This window comes from Allobosea sp. LjRoot237 (assembly GCF_964253285.1).
Lineage (GTDB): Bacteria > Pseudomonadota > Alphaproteobacteria > Rhizobiales > Beijerinckiaceae > Allobosea.
This window is the reverse complement of record NZ_CAXUQP020000003.1, coordinates 59,164-74,757: the sequence shown is the minus strand read 5'-3', so window position 1 is coordinate 74,757 and position 15,594 is coordinate 59,164. Positions and strand designations below refer to the sequence as shown.

At 65.5% G+C, this 15,594-nt stretch carries 12 protein-coding genes; 8 read left to right on the top strand and 4 right to left on the bottom strand.

Going from position 1 to position 15,594, the window contains the following annotated elements; all coding sequences use genetic code 11:
- Positions 1–188 precede the first annotated feature (188 nt).
- Complete coding sequence (locus ACSQ24_RS29030; protein ID WP_436098262.1) at positions 189–3,743, top strand: indolepyruvate ferredoxin oxidoreductase family protein; 3,555 nt, start codon at positions 189–191, stop codon at positions 3,741–3,743.
- A 73-nt stretch (positions 3,744–3,816) separates the two neighbouring features.
- Positions 3,817–4,410 (top strand): LysE family translocator, encoded by a 594-nt coding sequence (locus ACSQ24_RS29025; RefSeq protein ID WP_436098261.1) that lies wholly within the window; start codon positions 3,817–3,819, stop codon positions 4,408–4,410.
- On the opposite strand, the gene ACSQ24_RS29020 is transcribed toward ACSQ24_RS29025, so the two are convergent.
- Positions 4,400–5,317 (bottom strand): alpha/beta fold hydrolase, encoded by a 918-nt coding sequence (locus tag ACSQ24_RS29020; RefSeq protein ID WP_436098260.1) that lies wholly within the window; start codon positions 5,315–5,317, stop codon positions 4,400–4,402. The two genes, ACSQ24_RS29025 and ACSQ24_RS29020, sit on opposite strands and share 11 nt — an antisense overlap.
- A 141-nt stretch (positions 5,318–5,458) precedes the next feature.
- On the opposite strand from ACSQ24_RS29020, the gene ACSQ24_RS29015 reads away from it, so the two are divergent.
- Complete coding sequence (locus ACSQ24_RS29015) at positions 5,459–6,133, top strand: Crp/Fnr family transcriptional regulator (RefSeq protein WP_436098259.1); 675 nt, start codon at positions 5,459–5,461, stop codon at positions 6,131–6,133.
- 40 nt (positions 6,134–6,173) lie between these two features.
- Here the strand turns inward: ACSQ24_RS29015 and ACSQ24_RS29010 are convergent, their stop codons facing one another.
- The 3 genes from ACSQ24_RS29010 to ACSQ24_RS29000 form a co-directional block, all read right to left on the bottom strand.
- Positions 6,174–7,067, bottom strand: a complete 894-nt coding sequence (locus ACSQ24_RS29010; protein ID WP_436098258.1) for a sigma-70 family RNA polymerase sigma factor — start codon at positions 7,065–7,067, stop codon at positions 6,174–6,176.
- Between the two features lie 8 nt (positions 7,068–7,075).
- Positions 7,076–7,834, bottom strand: a complete 759-nt coding sequence (locus ACSQ24_RS29005; protein WP_436098257.1) for an SDR family NAD(P)-dependent oxidoreductase — start codon at positions 7,832–7,834, stop codon at positions 7,076–7,078.
- Positions 7,835–8,061: 227 nt separating this feature from the next.
- Positions 8,062–8,403, bottom strand: coding sequence for a hypothetical protein (locus ACSQ24_RS29000; protein WP_436098256.1), 342 nt, complete (start codon positions 8,401–8,403; stop codon positions 8,062–8,064).
- A gap of 295 nt (positions 8,404–8,698) precedes the next feature.
- Here ACSQ24_RS29000 and ACSQ24_RS28995 point away from each other — a divergent pair, with 295 nt between their 5' ends.
- The 5 genes from ACSQ24_RS28995 (at position 8,699) to ACSQ24_RS28975 (ending at position 15,352) form a co-directional block, all read left to right on the top strand.
- Positions 8,699–10,684, top strand: coding sequence for an AMP-dependent synthetase/ligase (locus ACSQ24_RS28995; RefSeq protein ID WP_436098255.1), 1,986 nt, complete (start codon positions 8,699–8,701; stop codon positions 10,682–10,684).
- Positions 10,681–11,496, top strand: a complete 816-nt coding sequence (locus ACSQ24_RS28990) for an ABC transporter ATP-binding protein (protein WP_436098254.1) — start codon at positions 10,681–10,683, stop codon at positions 11,494–11,496. The genes ACSQ24_RS28995 and ACSQ24_RS28990 overlap by 4 nt, the downstream gene beginning before the upstream one ends.
- 295 nt (positions 11,497–11,791) lie before the next feature.
- Positions 11,792–12,706, top strand: coding sequence for a branched-chain amino acid ABC transporter permease (locus tag ACSQ24_RS28985; protein ID WP_436098315.1), 915 nt, complete (start codon positions 11,792–11,794; stop codon positions 12,704–12,706).
- Positions 12,707–12,835: 129 nt separating this feature from the next.
- On the top strand, positions 12,836–13,915 hold the full coding sequence (locus ACSQ24_RS28980; protein WP_436098253.1) for a branched-chain amino acid ABC transporter permease: 1,080 nt from the start codon (positions 12,836–12,838) through the stop codon (positions 13,913–13,915).
- Between the two features lie 105 nt (positions 13,916–14,020).
- Positions 14,021–15,352, top strand: a complete 1,332-nt coding sequence (locus ACSQ24_RS28975; RefSeq protein ID WP_436098252.1) for an ABC transporter substrate-binding protein — start codon at positions 14,021–14,023, stop codon at positions 15,350–15,352.
- The last annotated feature ends 242 nt before the right edge of the window (positions 15,353–15,594 follow it).

The following is a 15,594-nucleotide window of genomic DNA, read 5'->3' as shown; positions in this document are numbered from 1 at the left end:
GGTTCCGTCGGCATCGCCCGCAAAGGCGGCCAAATCGCGGCGCAGCGCTATCGACCAGTCTGGAATTAGCCCAGAGTGATTTGACGATATCACGCAGGTTATGACAGCCTTGTTGACATAATATCGGATTGGAGGCCGGCGCTACCGGTCCCATAGTCGATGGATATGCGATCGTCGGGAGGTCGGCCATGGCCGGTACGCAGCAGACTTCGCAGAGCGCCGCAACAGGCGGAGCGGACCTGAGACCGGTCGCGCTCGACGACAAATACGACCTCTCCAAGCAGCAGATATTCCTGACCGGCACGCAGGCCATCGCCCGCATGCTGCTGGTCCAGCATGAGCGCGACCGGCGCGCCGGCCTGAACACCGCCGGCTTCGTCTCCGGCTATCGCGGCTCGCCGCTCGGCGGGCTCGACCAGCAGCTCGCCCGCGCCGGCAAGCAGCTGAAACCCGCCAACATCGTCTTCCAGCCGGGCCTCAACGAGGACCTTGCCGCCACCGCGATCTGGGGCACGCAGCAGGCCGAGCTCTCCGGCGAGGGCAAATATGACGGCGTCTTCGCGCTCTGGTACGGCAAGGGCCCGGGCGTCGACCGCACCGGCGACGTCTTCCGCCATGGCAACATGGCCGGCACCTCGCGCCATGGCGGCGTGCTCTGCCTGCTCGGCGACGACCACACCGCCGAATCCTCGACCAACGCCCACCAGACCGAGTTCGTCCTGGTCGACCGGATGATGCCGATCCTGAATCCGGCCGGCGTCCAGGAGATCATGGACTTTTCCCTGCACGGCTTTGCGCTCTCGCGCTTCGCCGGCGTCTGGGTCGGCCTGAAATGCGTCAAGGACAACATCGAATCGACGGCTTCGGTCGATGGCTCGGTCGAGCGGGTCGAGATCGCGATCCCCGATGATTTCGTTATGCCGCCGGGCGGCCTCAGCATCCGCCGCGAGCTCGACTTTCTCGACCAGGAGAAGCGCCTGCACCTGCATAAGCGCGCTGCCATCCTCGCCTATCTGCGCGCTAACAAGCTCAACCAGACCATCCTCGCGGGCGGACAGGCGCCGCGCATCGGCATCATCACCGTCGGAAAATCCTATCTCGACGTGCGCCAGGCGCTGGAGGAGCTCGGCATCGACGAGGTCCGCGCCAATGATCTCGGCATCCGCCTGTTCAAGATCGCCTGCCCCTGGCCGCTCGATCCGCAGGAGCTGAAGGACTTCGCCGCCGGGCTCGATCTCGTCATGGTCGTCGAGGAGAAGCGCTCGCTGATCGAGGTCCAGCTGCGCGAGGAGCTTTACGGCACGGCCCATCAGCCCATGGTGGTCGGCAAGAAGGACGAAAAGGGCGAGTGGCTCTTCCCCGTCCACGGCGCGCTCGATCCCAACGACATCGCCATCGCGCTCGGCGCCCGGCTGCTCCAGTATCGGGACGACCCTGCCTTGCGCGCGCGCCTCGAGGAGATCGCCGCGGCACAGGGCCGGCTTGCCGAGGCGATCGAGGTCGCCAAGCGCACGCCCTATTTCTGCTCGGGCTGCCCGCACAACTCCTCAACCGTCGTGCCCGAGGGCTCGCGCGCCTATGCCGGCATCGGCTGCCACTACATGGTGCAGTGGATGGACCGCGATACCACGGGCTTCACCCAGATGGGCGGTGAAGGCGCCAACTGGGTCGGCGAAGCGCCGTTCTCGATCCGTAGCCATGTCTTCCAGAATCTCGGCGACGGCACCTATACCCATTCCGGCTCGCTCGCGATCCGCTGGGCCGTCGCGTCGGGCGTCAACATCACTTACAAGCTGCTCTATAATGACGCGGTCGCGATGACCGGCGGCCAGCAGGCGGAAGGGCATCTTTCGCCCGACCAGATGGCGCGCCAGGTCGCAGCCGAGGGCGTCGCCCGCATCGCCGTCGTCTCCGACGATCCGGGCAAGTATCCCGCCGGCACGCTCTGGCCCCCCGGCACCACCTTGCACCACCGCGACGATCTCGACGCCGTGCAGCGCGAGCTTGCCACCGTCTCCGGCGTCTCGCTGCTGCTCTACGACCAGACCTGCGCCACCGAGAAGCGCCGCCGGCGCAAGCGCGGCGCCTATCCCGATCCGGACAAGCGCGTCATCGTCAACGAGCTGGTCTGCGAGGGCTGCGGCGATTGCGGCGTCAAGTCGAACTGCGTCTCAGTCCAGCCGCTCGAGACCGAGTTCGGCCGCAAGCGCCAGATCGACCAGTCGAACTGCAACAAGGACTTTTCCTGCGTGAAGGGCTTCTGCCCCTCCTTCGTCACCGTGCACGGCGCACGGCCGAAGAAGGCGGAGCCGCGCACGCTGGACGCCTCGGCGCTCGGCGCCACCGAACTACCCGAACCGCAGGTGCCGGCGCTCGACCGCAATTTCGCGGTCGTCGTCACCGGCGTCGGCGGCACCGGCGTCGTCACGATCGGCGCGATCCTCGGCATGGCCGCGCATCTGGAAGGCAAGGGCTGCGGCATGATCGACATGGCCGGCCTCGCCCAGAAGGGCGGCGCCGTCTTCAGCCATGTCCGCCTCGCGCCGACCCCGGACGAGATCCACGCCATCCGCGTCGCCGCCGGCCAGGCCGATCTCGTGCTCGGCTGCGACCTCACCGTCACCGGCTCGAAGAAGGTGCTGGGCGCGATCCGCCCCGGCCGCTCGGCCGTCGTCGTCAATACCGCCGAGGCGATGCCGGGCGATTTCACCCGCGATGCCGATTTCTCGCTGCCGACCGAACGGCTGAAGCGCTCAATCGTCTCGGCCGCCGGGCGCGACAACACCCATCTCGTCGATGCGACAGCGGCAGCGACCACCTTCCTCGGCAATGCCATCGCCGCCAACATGTTCATGCTCGGCTACGCTTGGCAGTTCGGCGCGGTGCCACTCTCGCGGGCGTCGCTGCTGCGGGCGATCGAGCTCAACGGCGAAGCCGTGGCGATGAACAAGCAGGCCTTCGAGCTCGGACGCCGAGCCGCGCATGATCCGGCCGCGCTCGCCGCCACTCTCGCCGAGGCCAAGGCGCCGACCGAGGCCCGCCAGATCTCGCAGAGCCTCGACGAGATCATCGCCCGCCGTGTCGACTTCCTCACCGGCTACCAGAACGCCGCCTACGCGGCGCGCTATCGCGATCTCGTCGAGAAAGTCCGCGCGAAGGAAGCGGGCATTGTCCCCGGCCAGAATGCGCTCACTGAGGCCGTCGCGCGCTATTTCTTCAAGCTGATGGCCTGCAAGGACGAGTACGAGGTCGCCCGGCTCTACAGCGACGGCGCCTTCCGCAAGCAGCTCGCCGCGACCTTCGAAAAGGATAGCGCCTCGGGCGAGCCCGTACGCCTCGAATTCCACCTCGCCCCGCCGCTGCTGGCGAAGCGCGACCCCAATACCGGCCTGCCACGCAAGATGAGCTTCGGACCGTGGATGATGGGCGCCTTCGGGTTGCTTTCGAAGCTGAAGGGCCTGCGCGGCACCGCCTTCGACGTCTTCGGCTACAGCGAGGAGCGCAAGACCGAGCGTCGGCTGATCGCCGATTACGAGGCGCTGGTCGCCGAGATCCTGGGCAAGCTCTCGCCACAGAACCACGCGCTCTGCGTCGCGTTGGCCGCCATCCCGGAAAAGATTCGTGGCTTCGGCCACGTCAAGGAGCGCCATCTCACCGCAGCCAAGGCCGAGGAGGCCGAGCTGCTCAAGCGCCTGCGCGACGGTTCGGCACAGGCGCTGGCGATGCCGAGGGCGGCCGAATAGCCGCACGAACGTTCAAGACCTGCGGACGCTTTGCCGCTTTCCTCCGCACTCGCTCAGAGCCGCGGAGAGCATCATGGACGGACTGGCCGGATTTCTCATTGCCGGCATCGCTCTAACCGGCAGCCCCGGCCCGGCAACGCTGAGCCTGACGGCGACAGGTGCCGCCTTCGGTATCCGTCGCGGCCTCGCCTATGGCGCCGGCATCACGCTCGGCATGCTCGCGGTGATGGCTCTGACCGCGAGCGGCGTGGTCGCCGTCGTACTGACGCTGCCTGGCCTCGCGCCGGTCGTCACCGTGCTGGCAGCGCTGTATTTCCTATACCTCGCCTTCCGTATCGCGACGGCTCCGCCGCTCGTCGAGGCGAACAGCGATGCTGCGGCGCCTTCCTTCGCCGCCGGCTTCGCGCTCTCGCTGGTCAACCCCAAGGGCTATGCCGCGATGGCGGCACTGTTCTCCGGCTTCGCCCTGCTGCCGCAGCAGCCGGCAGTCGATGCCAGCCTCAAGATCGGGCTGCTCTTCCTTGTCATCGCCATCGTCAACATCGCCTGGCTTCTGGCCGGCTCGGGCCTGACCGGGCTGTTCCGCGACCCCAGGAGCAATCGCATCGTCAACCTGATCTTCGCAGCGCTGCTGCTCGCCTCGCTGGCCGCCGCGATCAGGCCGTGAGGCGTCGCGGTTCGGCGCTCTCCAGCCGGCCGAGGAAAGGCCTGATCAGAGCGACCACCTCGTCGAGATTGGTCTCCAGCAGCCAGTGCCCGCCGTCGAGCAGGTGCAGCTCGGCATGGGGCAGGTCGCGCAGATAGGCGCGCGCCGACGTCTCCGGCATGTAGCCGTCCTGCGGCCCCCAGACGATGAGGGTCGGCGGCTGATGCTCGCGCAGATAGGCCTGGTAGCGCGGAAACCAGTCGAAATTCTCCTTCCAGACCTCCATCAGCCCGACGCTGATTTCTCGGCGCTTTTGCGTGTTCATCAGCGGCCAATGCAGCTTCCAGAGATCAGGCGGAATGCGCTCCGCGAGGGCGGGCCGGACCTCGTTGAGGAACTCCTCACGAAATCCCTGCTCGCTCACCGCGTCCTCGAGTTTCTTGCGGCCTTCCGGCGTGGGTCTCCGCCAGTATTCCTTCATGCCCTCATATTTCGGCCCGAGCGCGTCCTCGTAGATGTCGCCGTTCTGGATGATCAGCCCGGTGATGCGCTCCGGCGCGCGCCTTGCGAGCTTGAGCCCGATCCAGGTGCCGTAATCGTGCAGATAGAGCGCGAAGCGCTTGAGGCCGAACCGGTCGGCGAAGTGTTCGAGCAGCTGCGAATAGCCCTCGTAGTCGTAACGGAAGCCGTCCGGCGTCGCGCTGTAGCCGAAGCCGGGATAGTCCGGTGCGACTAGATGCCAGCGATCGGCCAGCGCCGGTATGAGGTTGCGGAACTCGTAGGACGAGCAGGGGTAGCCGTGCGGCAGGAGCAGGACCGGCGCGTCCTGCGGTCCGGCCTCGCGATAGAAGATCTCGACACCGTCGATCTCGACCGTGGCGTGGCGGGCCACCGGGTGATGATCGCCGGGAACAACCGCGTCCTGCATGGCTCGAACTCCTTCGCCGCTGCCGAGGAAACGCACGACGCGGATGCCGGTTCGAAGGCATGGCCGGCCCGGCTTGAGTTTGCGATGAACCGGGCGGCATAGTGGCGCCATGCGCTTGAATGACCGAAAGGCCGGCGAGCTTTGATTTCCGAGGACGAGCTGCGCCGCATCGCCGCCTGGTCGAACGACCTGACGCCGGAGGAGTTCGAGGAGGCACGGCGCGGGATCAGCATCAGGGCCTATGGCAAGGGCGCCCATGTCTGCCATGTCGGCGACCGGCTCGAATCCTGGACCGGCGTCGCCGATGGCCTGCTCAAGATGAGCACCACCTCGCGCAGCGGCAAATCGGCGACGCTCGCTGGCCTGCGCGGCGGCGCCTGGTTCGGTGAGGGCACGATCATCAAGAACGAGCCGCGCCGCTACGACCTCGTTGCGCTGCGCGAGAGCAAGGTCGCGCTGATGCGGCGCCAGACCTTCTTCTGGCTGTTCGAGCACTCGGCCGCCTTCAACCGCTTCCTGGTCCATCAGTTCAACGAGCGCCTCGCCCAGTTCATCGGGCTCGCCGAATACGATCGCATGCTCGGCGCCACCGGGCGGCTCGCCCGCAACCTCGCCTGGCTGTTCAACCCGATCCTCTATCCGAACAAGGACCGGACGCTGACGATCTCGCAAGAGGAGCTCGGCCTGCTCGCCGGCATCTCCCGGCAGATGGCCAATCAAAGCCTCGCCAAACTCGCCGAACTCGGCCTCGTCGAGGTCGGCCACAATGAGGTGACGATCCTGGATCTGGAGCGGCTGGCAAGGTATGAGGGGTAGGGCGAGGTCATAGGCTGCCCGAGCTCATCATTGGCGATGGTCACGGCTGGAGAAGCACCATCGCCGCCTCAGCCACGACGTAGCGGGCGTAGCGGTAGTCGTGGATGAAGCTGATCCGGCCATCGCGCCATTCGAGCCACATGATGTAGCTCGGCTTCGGATCGGCCCTGTTCTCGAAGACGGCGATGACCTCGCGCCCTTCGAGCCAGGCCGGCATCAGCCATACCTCGCCGCTTCTCGCATAGATCGTGAAGAAGGCTCCGACATGGGCACGCCCCGTGCGTGGCGGGTGCGTGACCTGGACGAGCTTTACATCCTCGGCGAGAAGCGCGCGCAGTCCGTCCCAGTCACGCCGGTTGAAGAGCGCCACGTAATGCGTCACCGCAGGCGAAGCCGATCCCGCATTCGGAACGGGGTCGTCCTTCGTGCCGATCTGCTGAAGGCGGGCGCGTCCGCGCGCGAGATGGCCCTTCACCGCATCGACCGAGAGGTCGAGCAGCGCGGCGATTTCCGAGATCGGCTCGTCGAGCACGTCCTTCAAGATGACGGCGCTGCGCTGCGGGATGCTGAGTTCGAGGAAACGCGACATCGCGGCCTTGACGGCTTCCTGGCGCATCAGCATCTCCGCGGGATCGGCGCTCGCCCGATCGGCGACGTCCAATGCCGCCTCGATCGGCTCGGCGGCACGGATTTCCCTGCTCCGCAGCAGGTCGAGGGCACGGTTATGCGCGATCCGGTACAGCCAGGGGCGCAGCAGCGGCGCCTCACGCAGGTCCTGCAGCGCCACGGCGGCGCGGACGAACGCATCCTGCACGACGTCCTCGCCCTCGATGACCGAGCCCATCAGTCGCGCGCAATAGCGATGCAGCTCGGGCCGCAACGCATTGGCCTCGGCGAGCAGGGCCGCCCTGGCTTCACCGGTCAGCAGCTGCATTTGCGCGCTCACTCCGTCAGGCCTTCCATCACGGTGACGCCGTTGTCGCCGGACAGACCGAAGGCGAAGCCCTCGGCATAGGCCGGGTCGCCCAGCACGCTGACCACGTTCCCGCCGAACATCCTCGGTGACATCGGCGCTCCAAAGCGCGCCACGAAGGCCTCTGGCGTGATGCCCATGGCCTGAGCATAGGCGCCCGCCGCCCAGTCCCCGATTCCGGTGCCGAGAACCATCTGCCGCGGCAGGATCACCTGGAAGCGGATACCGAGCTCCTTTTGTTCCGACACGCGGTTGGCGTACCTGGCCATGAACCAGAGCATGCGCTTGGCACCACCATAGCCTCCGGACATCGGCGATCCACCCACGGCGGCGCCGCTCGACACCACCAGCACGCGGCTGCCGGGGGCGAGCGGCAGATTCAGCGCGGCCTGCAGCCAATGCAGCCCGGCCTTGACGTCGTACTCCCACGGAGCGGTGAAATCCGCCCAGCTGATCTGATCCAGCCGTGCCATCGGCGGCTTTGCACCGGCGTTCAGCACCAGGACATCGGGGCGGACCTCGCTAAGGACGCGATGAGCGACCGCCTCGTCTCTGATGTCGGCGGCAATTGCCGAGACGCCCAGTCGCTCCCGCACGGCATCGAGAGCTTCCGACTGACGTGCGATCACCGTGACCTCAGCGCCTTGGTCGACAAGTGCTTCGACCAGTCCTGCGCCAAGGCCGCGGCTTCCGCCGGTCACCACGACGCTCTTGTTCTTCAAGCTCATCTGACAGCTCCTTCTCCAGATGTAGCTAAGACGGACGGGAGCTCCGGAAAGAGTCATCCGCGGCATTGATTGCGCTCGCCGCAGCCCGTCCGTGGGCGCATGGCAAGGCTGGCCATCTGGAGCATCGGACCGAAAAGCCGGGTCCACTTTCGGAGACATCCGATGCTTGAACAAAGGAATAGATCGTTGCTGCGTCCGATGGGACGCATGGCGATCTGGACCGGCAGCTATGAATCCCCGCCCGGCGCATAGAAGCAGAGGAATTCGCCCGCATCGTTGATGCACAGATGCCAGAACCCATCCGGCGACCGGCGGGCTTTCTGGTGGGGAATGTCCAGGATGAGCTGATCGCGGCGCTCTGTCGGCCACATCGGATGTCGCCCCGGTGCGATCGTCACGACGAAGCCGGAGCTGACCTCACGGACGGCGCCCGCGTCGATCCGCGCGCAATCGGCTCCCGAGCAGCATTCGAACGGGTAGTCCCAGCCGCTCGGGGCCTGATGCGCGTGCGCCTGCATCGCGCTCGCGGCGAGCATGATCGCAATGTTGATCGCGGCGGAAGCGCGCATCGGCCAGCCCTCGCCATGAGCTTCCGGCCTGAACAAGGCAGATGAAAGGCGCTGCGCCGGCCTAGCAAAATCGGACGCTTGTGAACTTGACGATGTCGGGGAATGCTGCCGCGCGAATCGCGGGGCTGAGAGCCAAGTCAAACCTCGGCGGGACAATAGCCACCAAATATCGACTTGTCTGTCAAGTGGCTCCTTGCACAGTGATGACGCTCCTGCAAAGCTTGCATGATCGCATAAGGGCCTCGGGCCTGGACAAACCCGCGACAGACGGGGCGACAGGGTGGAGACGACGATCGTGGCAAGCGCAGCCGCCGGCCAGGCGGATACCTTTCCCAAGCTTGTGCTGCGCAATGCGCGGGAGCGTGGCGGGCGCGTCGCGTTCCGGCACAAGGACCTCGGCATCTGGCAGTCCTGGACCTGGGCTGAGGTCGCGGAGCAGATCCGCGCCTATGCCAAGGGTCTCGAGCAGCTCGGCCTGAAGCGCGGCGAGAAAGTCGCGATCATCGGCTACAACCGCCCGCGCCTCTACTGGTCGATGGCCGCGGCGCAATGGCTCGGCGCAATCCCGGTGCCGGTCTATGCCGACAGCGTCGCCGACGAGATGGCCTATGTGCTCGACCATGCCGGCGCGGTCTTCGCCTGCGTTCAGGACCAGGAGCAGGTCGACAAGGTTCTCTCGGTCATCGAGCGCCTGCCTAACCTGCGCCACATGCTCTATGACGAGCCGCGTGGCCTGCGTGACTACGACCACGCCAAGCTGCACGACATCGGCGATGTGATCGAGGCCGGGCGCAGCGCGCTCAAGGATGCCGCCGTCTCGGCAGCGCATGACCGCGAGATGGAACAGGGCGTCGGCTCCGATCTCGCCATCATCCTCTACACCTCCGGCACGACGGGGCGGCCCAAGGGGGTGATGCTCACCCATTACAACGTCATCACCGCTGCCGAGATCGGCTGCGGCTTCGACGGGCTGAACGAGAACGACGAGATCATCGCCTATCTGCCGATCGCCTGGGTCGGCGACCACGTCTTCTCCTATGCGCAGGCGATCATCGCCGGCTTCTGCGTCAACTGCCCGGAAGGCCCGGAGACCGTCGTCGACGACCGCCGCGAGATCGGCACCACCTATGCCTTCGCACCGCCGCGCGTCTTCGAGACCATGCTGACGCTGACCATGGTGCGCATGGAGGATGCCGGCCCGCTGATGCGGAAGGCCTTCCACTACTTCCTCGGAGTGGCCAAGCAGCACGGCGAGAAGATCCTGAACGGCGAACCCGTGCCGCTGTCCGCCCGCCTGCTCTACAAGCTCGGCGACATCCTGATCTATGCGCCTTTGCGCAACCGCTTCGGCCTGACCAATATCAAGGTCGGCTACACCGCCGGCGAGGCGATCGGCCCCGAGCTCTTCCGCTTCTACCGCTCGATCGGCGTCAACCTGAAGCAGCTCTACGGACAGACCGAGGCCGGCGTCTACATCACCATGCAGCCGGACGGCGAGATCAAGGCCGACACCGTCGGCAAGCCGGCGCCGCAGGTCGAGATCCGGATCGCCGACAATGGCGAGGTGCTCTACCGTTCGCCCTCGATCTTCCGCGGCTACTACAAGGACGACGAGAAGACCGCCGAGACGATGACGGAAGACGGCTTCGTCCGCTCCGGCGATGCCGGCTTCTTCGACGAAAGCGGCCACCTCAAGATCATCGACCGCGCCAAGGATGTCGGCAAGCTCAACTCGGGCGAGCTGTTCCCGCCGAAATACATCGAGAACAAGCTGAAGTTCTATCCGAACATCAAGGAGGTCGTCGCCTTCGGCCAGGGCCGCGACTACGCCACCGTCGCGCTCAACATCGACCTGACCGCCGTCGGCAACTGGGCCGAGCGCAACAATGTCGTCTACGCCTCCTATCAGGAGCTCGCCGGCCATCCGCAGGTCTACGAGATGATGGCCAAGCACGTCGACGAGGTGAACCGCTCACTCGCGGCCGAGCCGATGATGGGCGGTGCCCAGATCAAGCGCTTCCTGATCCTGCACAAGGAGCTCGACGCCGACGATGGCGAGCTGACCCGGACCCAGAAGGTCCGCCGCGGCTTCATCGCCGAACGCTACGCCCCGCTGGTCGAGGCGCTCTACAACGGCGCGACCGAGGCCGCCATCTCGACCGAAGTGACCTTCGAGGACGGCCGCAAGGGCGTGATCTCTGCGACGGTCAAGGTCGTCGACTCCAAGGTCTATCCGGTCACGGCGCCGGCGACCGCTCCGGCGGCGAAGGAGGCGGCATGAACGCGCATTCCATGGCTGTCGCCGGCGAGCCGGTCACGCACAAGGGCGAGGTGCTGCTCTCGGTCGAGAACGTCTCGCTGCGTTTCGGCGGCGTGAAGGCGATCAGCGACGTCTCCTTCGACATCCGCAAGGGTGAGGTCCGCGCCATCATCGGCCCCAACGGCGCCGGCAAGACCTCGATGCTGAACTGCATCAACGGCTTCTACCACCCGCAGGAAGGCCGCATCACCTACAAGGGCGTGCGCCGCGACAAGATGCGGCCGCACCGGGCCGCCGCCGCCGGCATCGCCCGCACCTTCCAGAACGTCGCCTTGTTCAAGGGCATGTCGACGCTCGACAACATCATGACCGGGCGCACCCTCAAAATGCGCAAGGGCTTCTTCTGGCAGGCGCTGCGGCACGGCCCGGCGATGAGCGAGGAGATCGAGCACCGCAAGGTCGTCGAGGACATCATCGACTTCCTGCAGATCCAGCACATCCGCAAGTTGCCGGTCGGCAAATTGCCCTATGGCCTGCAGAAGCGGGTCGAGCTCGGCCGAGCGCTGGCCATGGAGCCGGAGCTCCTGCTGCTCGACGAGCCGATGGCCGGCATGAACCTCGAGGAGAAGGAGGACATGTGCCGCTTCATCCTCGACGTGAACAACCAGTTCGGCACCACCATTGCGTTGATCGAGCACGATATGGGCGTGGTCATGGACCTCTCCGACCGCGTCGTCGTGCTCGAATACGGCCGCAAGATCGCTGACGGCACGCCCAATGAGGTCAAGGCCGACCAGCGCGTGATCGACGCCTATCTTGGAGTTGCGCACTGATGGCCGCAATCCTCACTCACAAGCCTTTCGTCATTGCGAGGAGCGCAGCGACGAAGCAATCCAGGAGGGCTCGCTCTGCCGCCCCTGGATTGCTTCGCTACGCTCGCAATGACGGGCAGCATCAAGGCAGCCAGCCATGAGCGACGTCGCCGCGCAGCCCGCGCCCAATCTCCTCGCCAATGGCTGGGTCAAGGCCGGCCTGATCGTCATCGGCCTCGTCGCCGCTGCGATCGTCGGCGCCCGCATCGATCCCACAGGCACGATCCACGCTGTCTTCGTCGATCCCTTCAATCAGATGGCGCAGGCGCCCGACCTGCTCGCCCAGACGATCTGGGAGGGGCTGGTCTCGGGCGTGCTCTATGCCCTGATCGCGCTCGGCTTCGTGCTGATCTTCAAGGCCTCTGGCGTGTTCAACTTCGCCCAGGGCATCATGGTGGTGTTCGCCGCGCTGACCCTGGTCGGCCTTTACGAGAAGGGCGTGCCGGCCTTCTTCGCCGTCATCCTGACGCTCGGCGTGATGTTCGCGCTCGCCGTGACGATCGAGCGCGTGGTGCTGCGCCCGCTGGTCAACCAGCCCGACATCATCCTGTTCATGGCGACCTTCGGGATCACCTATTTCCTGATCGGCTTCGGCGAATCCGTCTTTGGCGGCAGCCCAAAGCAGATGATCACCGATCAGCTCTATCTGCCCAAGGGCGCGATCGACCTGAAGATCCTCGGCGGCATCGTCTCGCTGCAGAAAATCGACATCGCCGCCGCCATCATCGCATCGCTGATGATCGCCGTGCTGGCGCTGTTCTTCCAGTACACCCGGATCGGTCGCGCCTTGCGCGCCGTCGCCGACAGCCACAAAGCGGCGCTCTCGGTCGGCATCTCGCTCAACCAGATCTGGGTGATCGTCTGGTTCACCGCCGGCATCGTCGCGCTGATCACCGGCATCATGTGGGGCGCCCGCTCGGACGTCTCCTTCGCGCTCGAGATCGTGGCGCTGAAGGCGCTCCCCGTCCTGATCCTCGGCGGTTTCACCTCGATCCCCGGCGCCATCGTCGGCGGGCTGATCATCGGCATCGGCGAGAAGCTCGGCGAGTTCTACTGGGGGCCGCTGATCGGCGGCGGCATCGAGAGCTGGCTCGCCTATTTCATCGCGCTGGGCTTCCTGCTGTTCCGGCCGCAGGGCCTGTTCGGCGACAAGATCATCGAGAGGATCTGATGGGGCGAGTGGCGAAATGGCGAGTGGCGAATAGGACGATGGATGTGGCTTTGATCGAATTTCCATCTGCGGCGAACTCCATTCGCCACTCGCTACTCGCCATTCGCTCCTCAAGCGGAGCTTGAGAAAATGTTCTACCGCGAAGCCGGCCAATACAAGACCACCTACGCCGCCGACATGGCCGTGTTCCCGCTTCGGCAGGACCGGATCGGCATCGCCGTCATCTTAGGCATCGCCCTCATTGGCATCCCGCTGATCGGCAACGACTTCTTCATCGCCTCGGTGATGATCCCGTTCCTGGTGTTCTCGCTCGCAGCGATCGGGCTCAACATCCTGACCGGCTATACCGGGCTGATCTCGCTCGGCACCGCCGCCTTCATGGGCGTCGGCGCCTATTCCTGCTACAAGCTGACCACCTTCTTCCCGGGCGTGAACATCATCGTCCTGATCCTGGTGTCGGGACTGTTCTCGGCCGCGATCGGCGTGTTCTTCGGCCTGCCTTCGCTGCGGATCAAGGGCTTCTACCTCGCCGTCGCGACGCTCGCGGCGCAGTTCTTCCTGCAATGGGCCTTCGTGCGGGTGCCCTGGCTGTTCAACTACAACGCCTCGGGCGCGATCGAGGTGCCGCAGCGCACGCTGTTCGGCCTGCCGATCACCGGCGCGGCCGCGACGCCGGAGACCCGCTACTTCGTCTGCCTCGGCCTTGTCGTGGTGCTGACCTGGTTCGCCTCGAACCTCGTGCACGGCAAGCTCGGCCGCTCCTGGATGGCGGTGCGCGACATGGACATCGCCGCCGAGCTGATGGGTATCAAGTTGCTCAACGCCAAACTCACCGCCTTCGCCGTCTCGTCCTATTTCGCCGGCGTCGCCGGGGCGATGATGATCTTCCTCTGGTATGGCGGCGGCGAAGCCAATGACGTCTTCACCATCCGCCTCTCCTTCAACATCCTGTTCATGGTCATCATCGGCGGCCTCGGCTCGCTGATCGGCTCCTTCTTCGGCGCGGCCTTCATCGCCAGCCTGCCGACGATCCTCAAGTTCGGCCTGCCGGCGCTCGGGATACCGCTCACCGGCGCCACCGCCGAGCATGTCACCTTCATGCTGGTCGGCGCCTTGATCATCTTCTTCCTGATCGTCGAGCCGCACGGGCTCGCCCGTCTCTGGCAGATCGGAAAGCAGAAATTGCGGACGTGGCCTTTCCCCTACTGAGCCGGGGAGGAGGTCCAAAGGAAACGACCTGCGGCAAACCTTGAAGCCGCAGGCAGCAAGACGGGGCGGCCCGGCCGCATCCGACTGAAACCAACGGAGGAAGCAATGAAGAAGAGCAGCATCATCAGGAGCGTCGCCCTCAGCGCGCTCCTCGCCGCCGGCGCGATCACAGCGCCGGCTCATGCGCAAGACAGCATCTATGTCGCCAACAACGCCTATCGCACCGGCCCGTTCTCCGGCTCGGGCATCCCGATCGGCGACGGCATGCGCGACTACTTCACCATGCTCAACGAACGCGACGGCGGTATCGGTGGCGTGAGGATCAACTTCGAGGAGTGCGAGACCGGTTACGATACCAAGAAGTCGATCGAGTGCTACGAGCAGGCGAAATCGAAGAACACGATCGTCTACAGCCCGTGGTCAACTGGCGCGACGCTGGCCGCGATTCCACGCGCCCATATCGACAAGATCCCGATCCTGTCCATGGCCTATGGCCTCTCGGCCTCGGCCGACGGCAACCTCTTCCCTTGGGTCTTCAACCCGCCGGTGACCTATTGGGACGGCGCCTCCGTCATGGTCAAGCACATGGCGGCCGAGCTCGGCGGCATGGACAAGCTCAAGGGCAAGAAGCTCGGCCTGATCCATCTCGACGCGCCCTTCGGCAAGGAGCCCATTCCGGTGCTCGAGAGCCTCGCCAAGAAATACGGCTTCGAGCTCAAGATCTACCCCGTCGCCGCCGCCGACATGCAGAACCAGGGCTCGCTCTGGCTCTCGATCCGCCGCGACCGTCCGGATTATCTCTACAACCAGGGCTGGGGCGCGATGAACCCGACCGCGGTCAAGGAAGCCATCAAGAACAACTTCCCGATCGGCAAGCTGGTCGGCGTCTGGTGGGCAGGCGGCGACGACGACGCGCGCGCCGGCGGGCCGGAGGCCAAGGGCTACAAGTCGCTGAACTTCAACGCGGCCGGCACCAATTTCCCGGTCATCCAGGACATCGTAAAACATGTCGTGGACAAGGGTAAGAGCCTGGCGCTGAAGGAGAAGGTCGGCGAGAACCTCTACAATCGCGGCGTCTACAACTCGATGCTGCTGGCCGAGGCAATCCGCAATGCCCAGAAGATCACCGGCAAGAAGGTGATCACCGGCGAGGACATGCGCCGCGGCCTGGAGACCCTGAACGTCAGCGAGGCGCGCTTGAAGGAGCTCGGCATGGAGGGCTTCGGATCACCGGTGAAGGTGGCCTGCGGCGATCACAACGGCCACAACAAGGTCTATGTCGCCGAGTGGGATGGCACCAAGTGGACGCAGAAGGGCGATTGGATCGAGCCGATGAAGGACGAAGTCCGGCCGCTGATCGAGGCCAACGCCAAGGACTATGCCGAGAAGGCCGGCAACTGGCCGAAGCGGACCGAGTCTTGCGAGAAGTCGTCCTGATCTGACGGCGGAGTGCCGGGCTTCCCTTCTCCCACCCATCTCGGGCTTGCCCGAGATGGGCAATCCAAAGTGTCAAAGTCGGCAACACCCGACTTTGATGCGGGAGAAGGTGGCTCGGCGAAGCCGAGACGGATGAGGGGTCGCGCCGTCCTGTCGACGGATGCGGCTCTCCGAAGCAACCCCAACCGGCAGCGCGACCCCTCATCCGGCGCTGCGCGCCACCTTCTCCCGCAAGGGGAGAA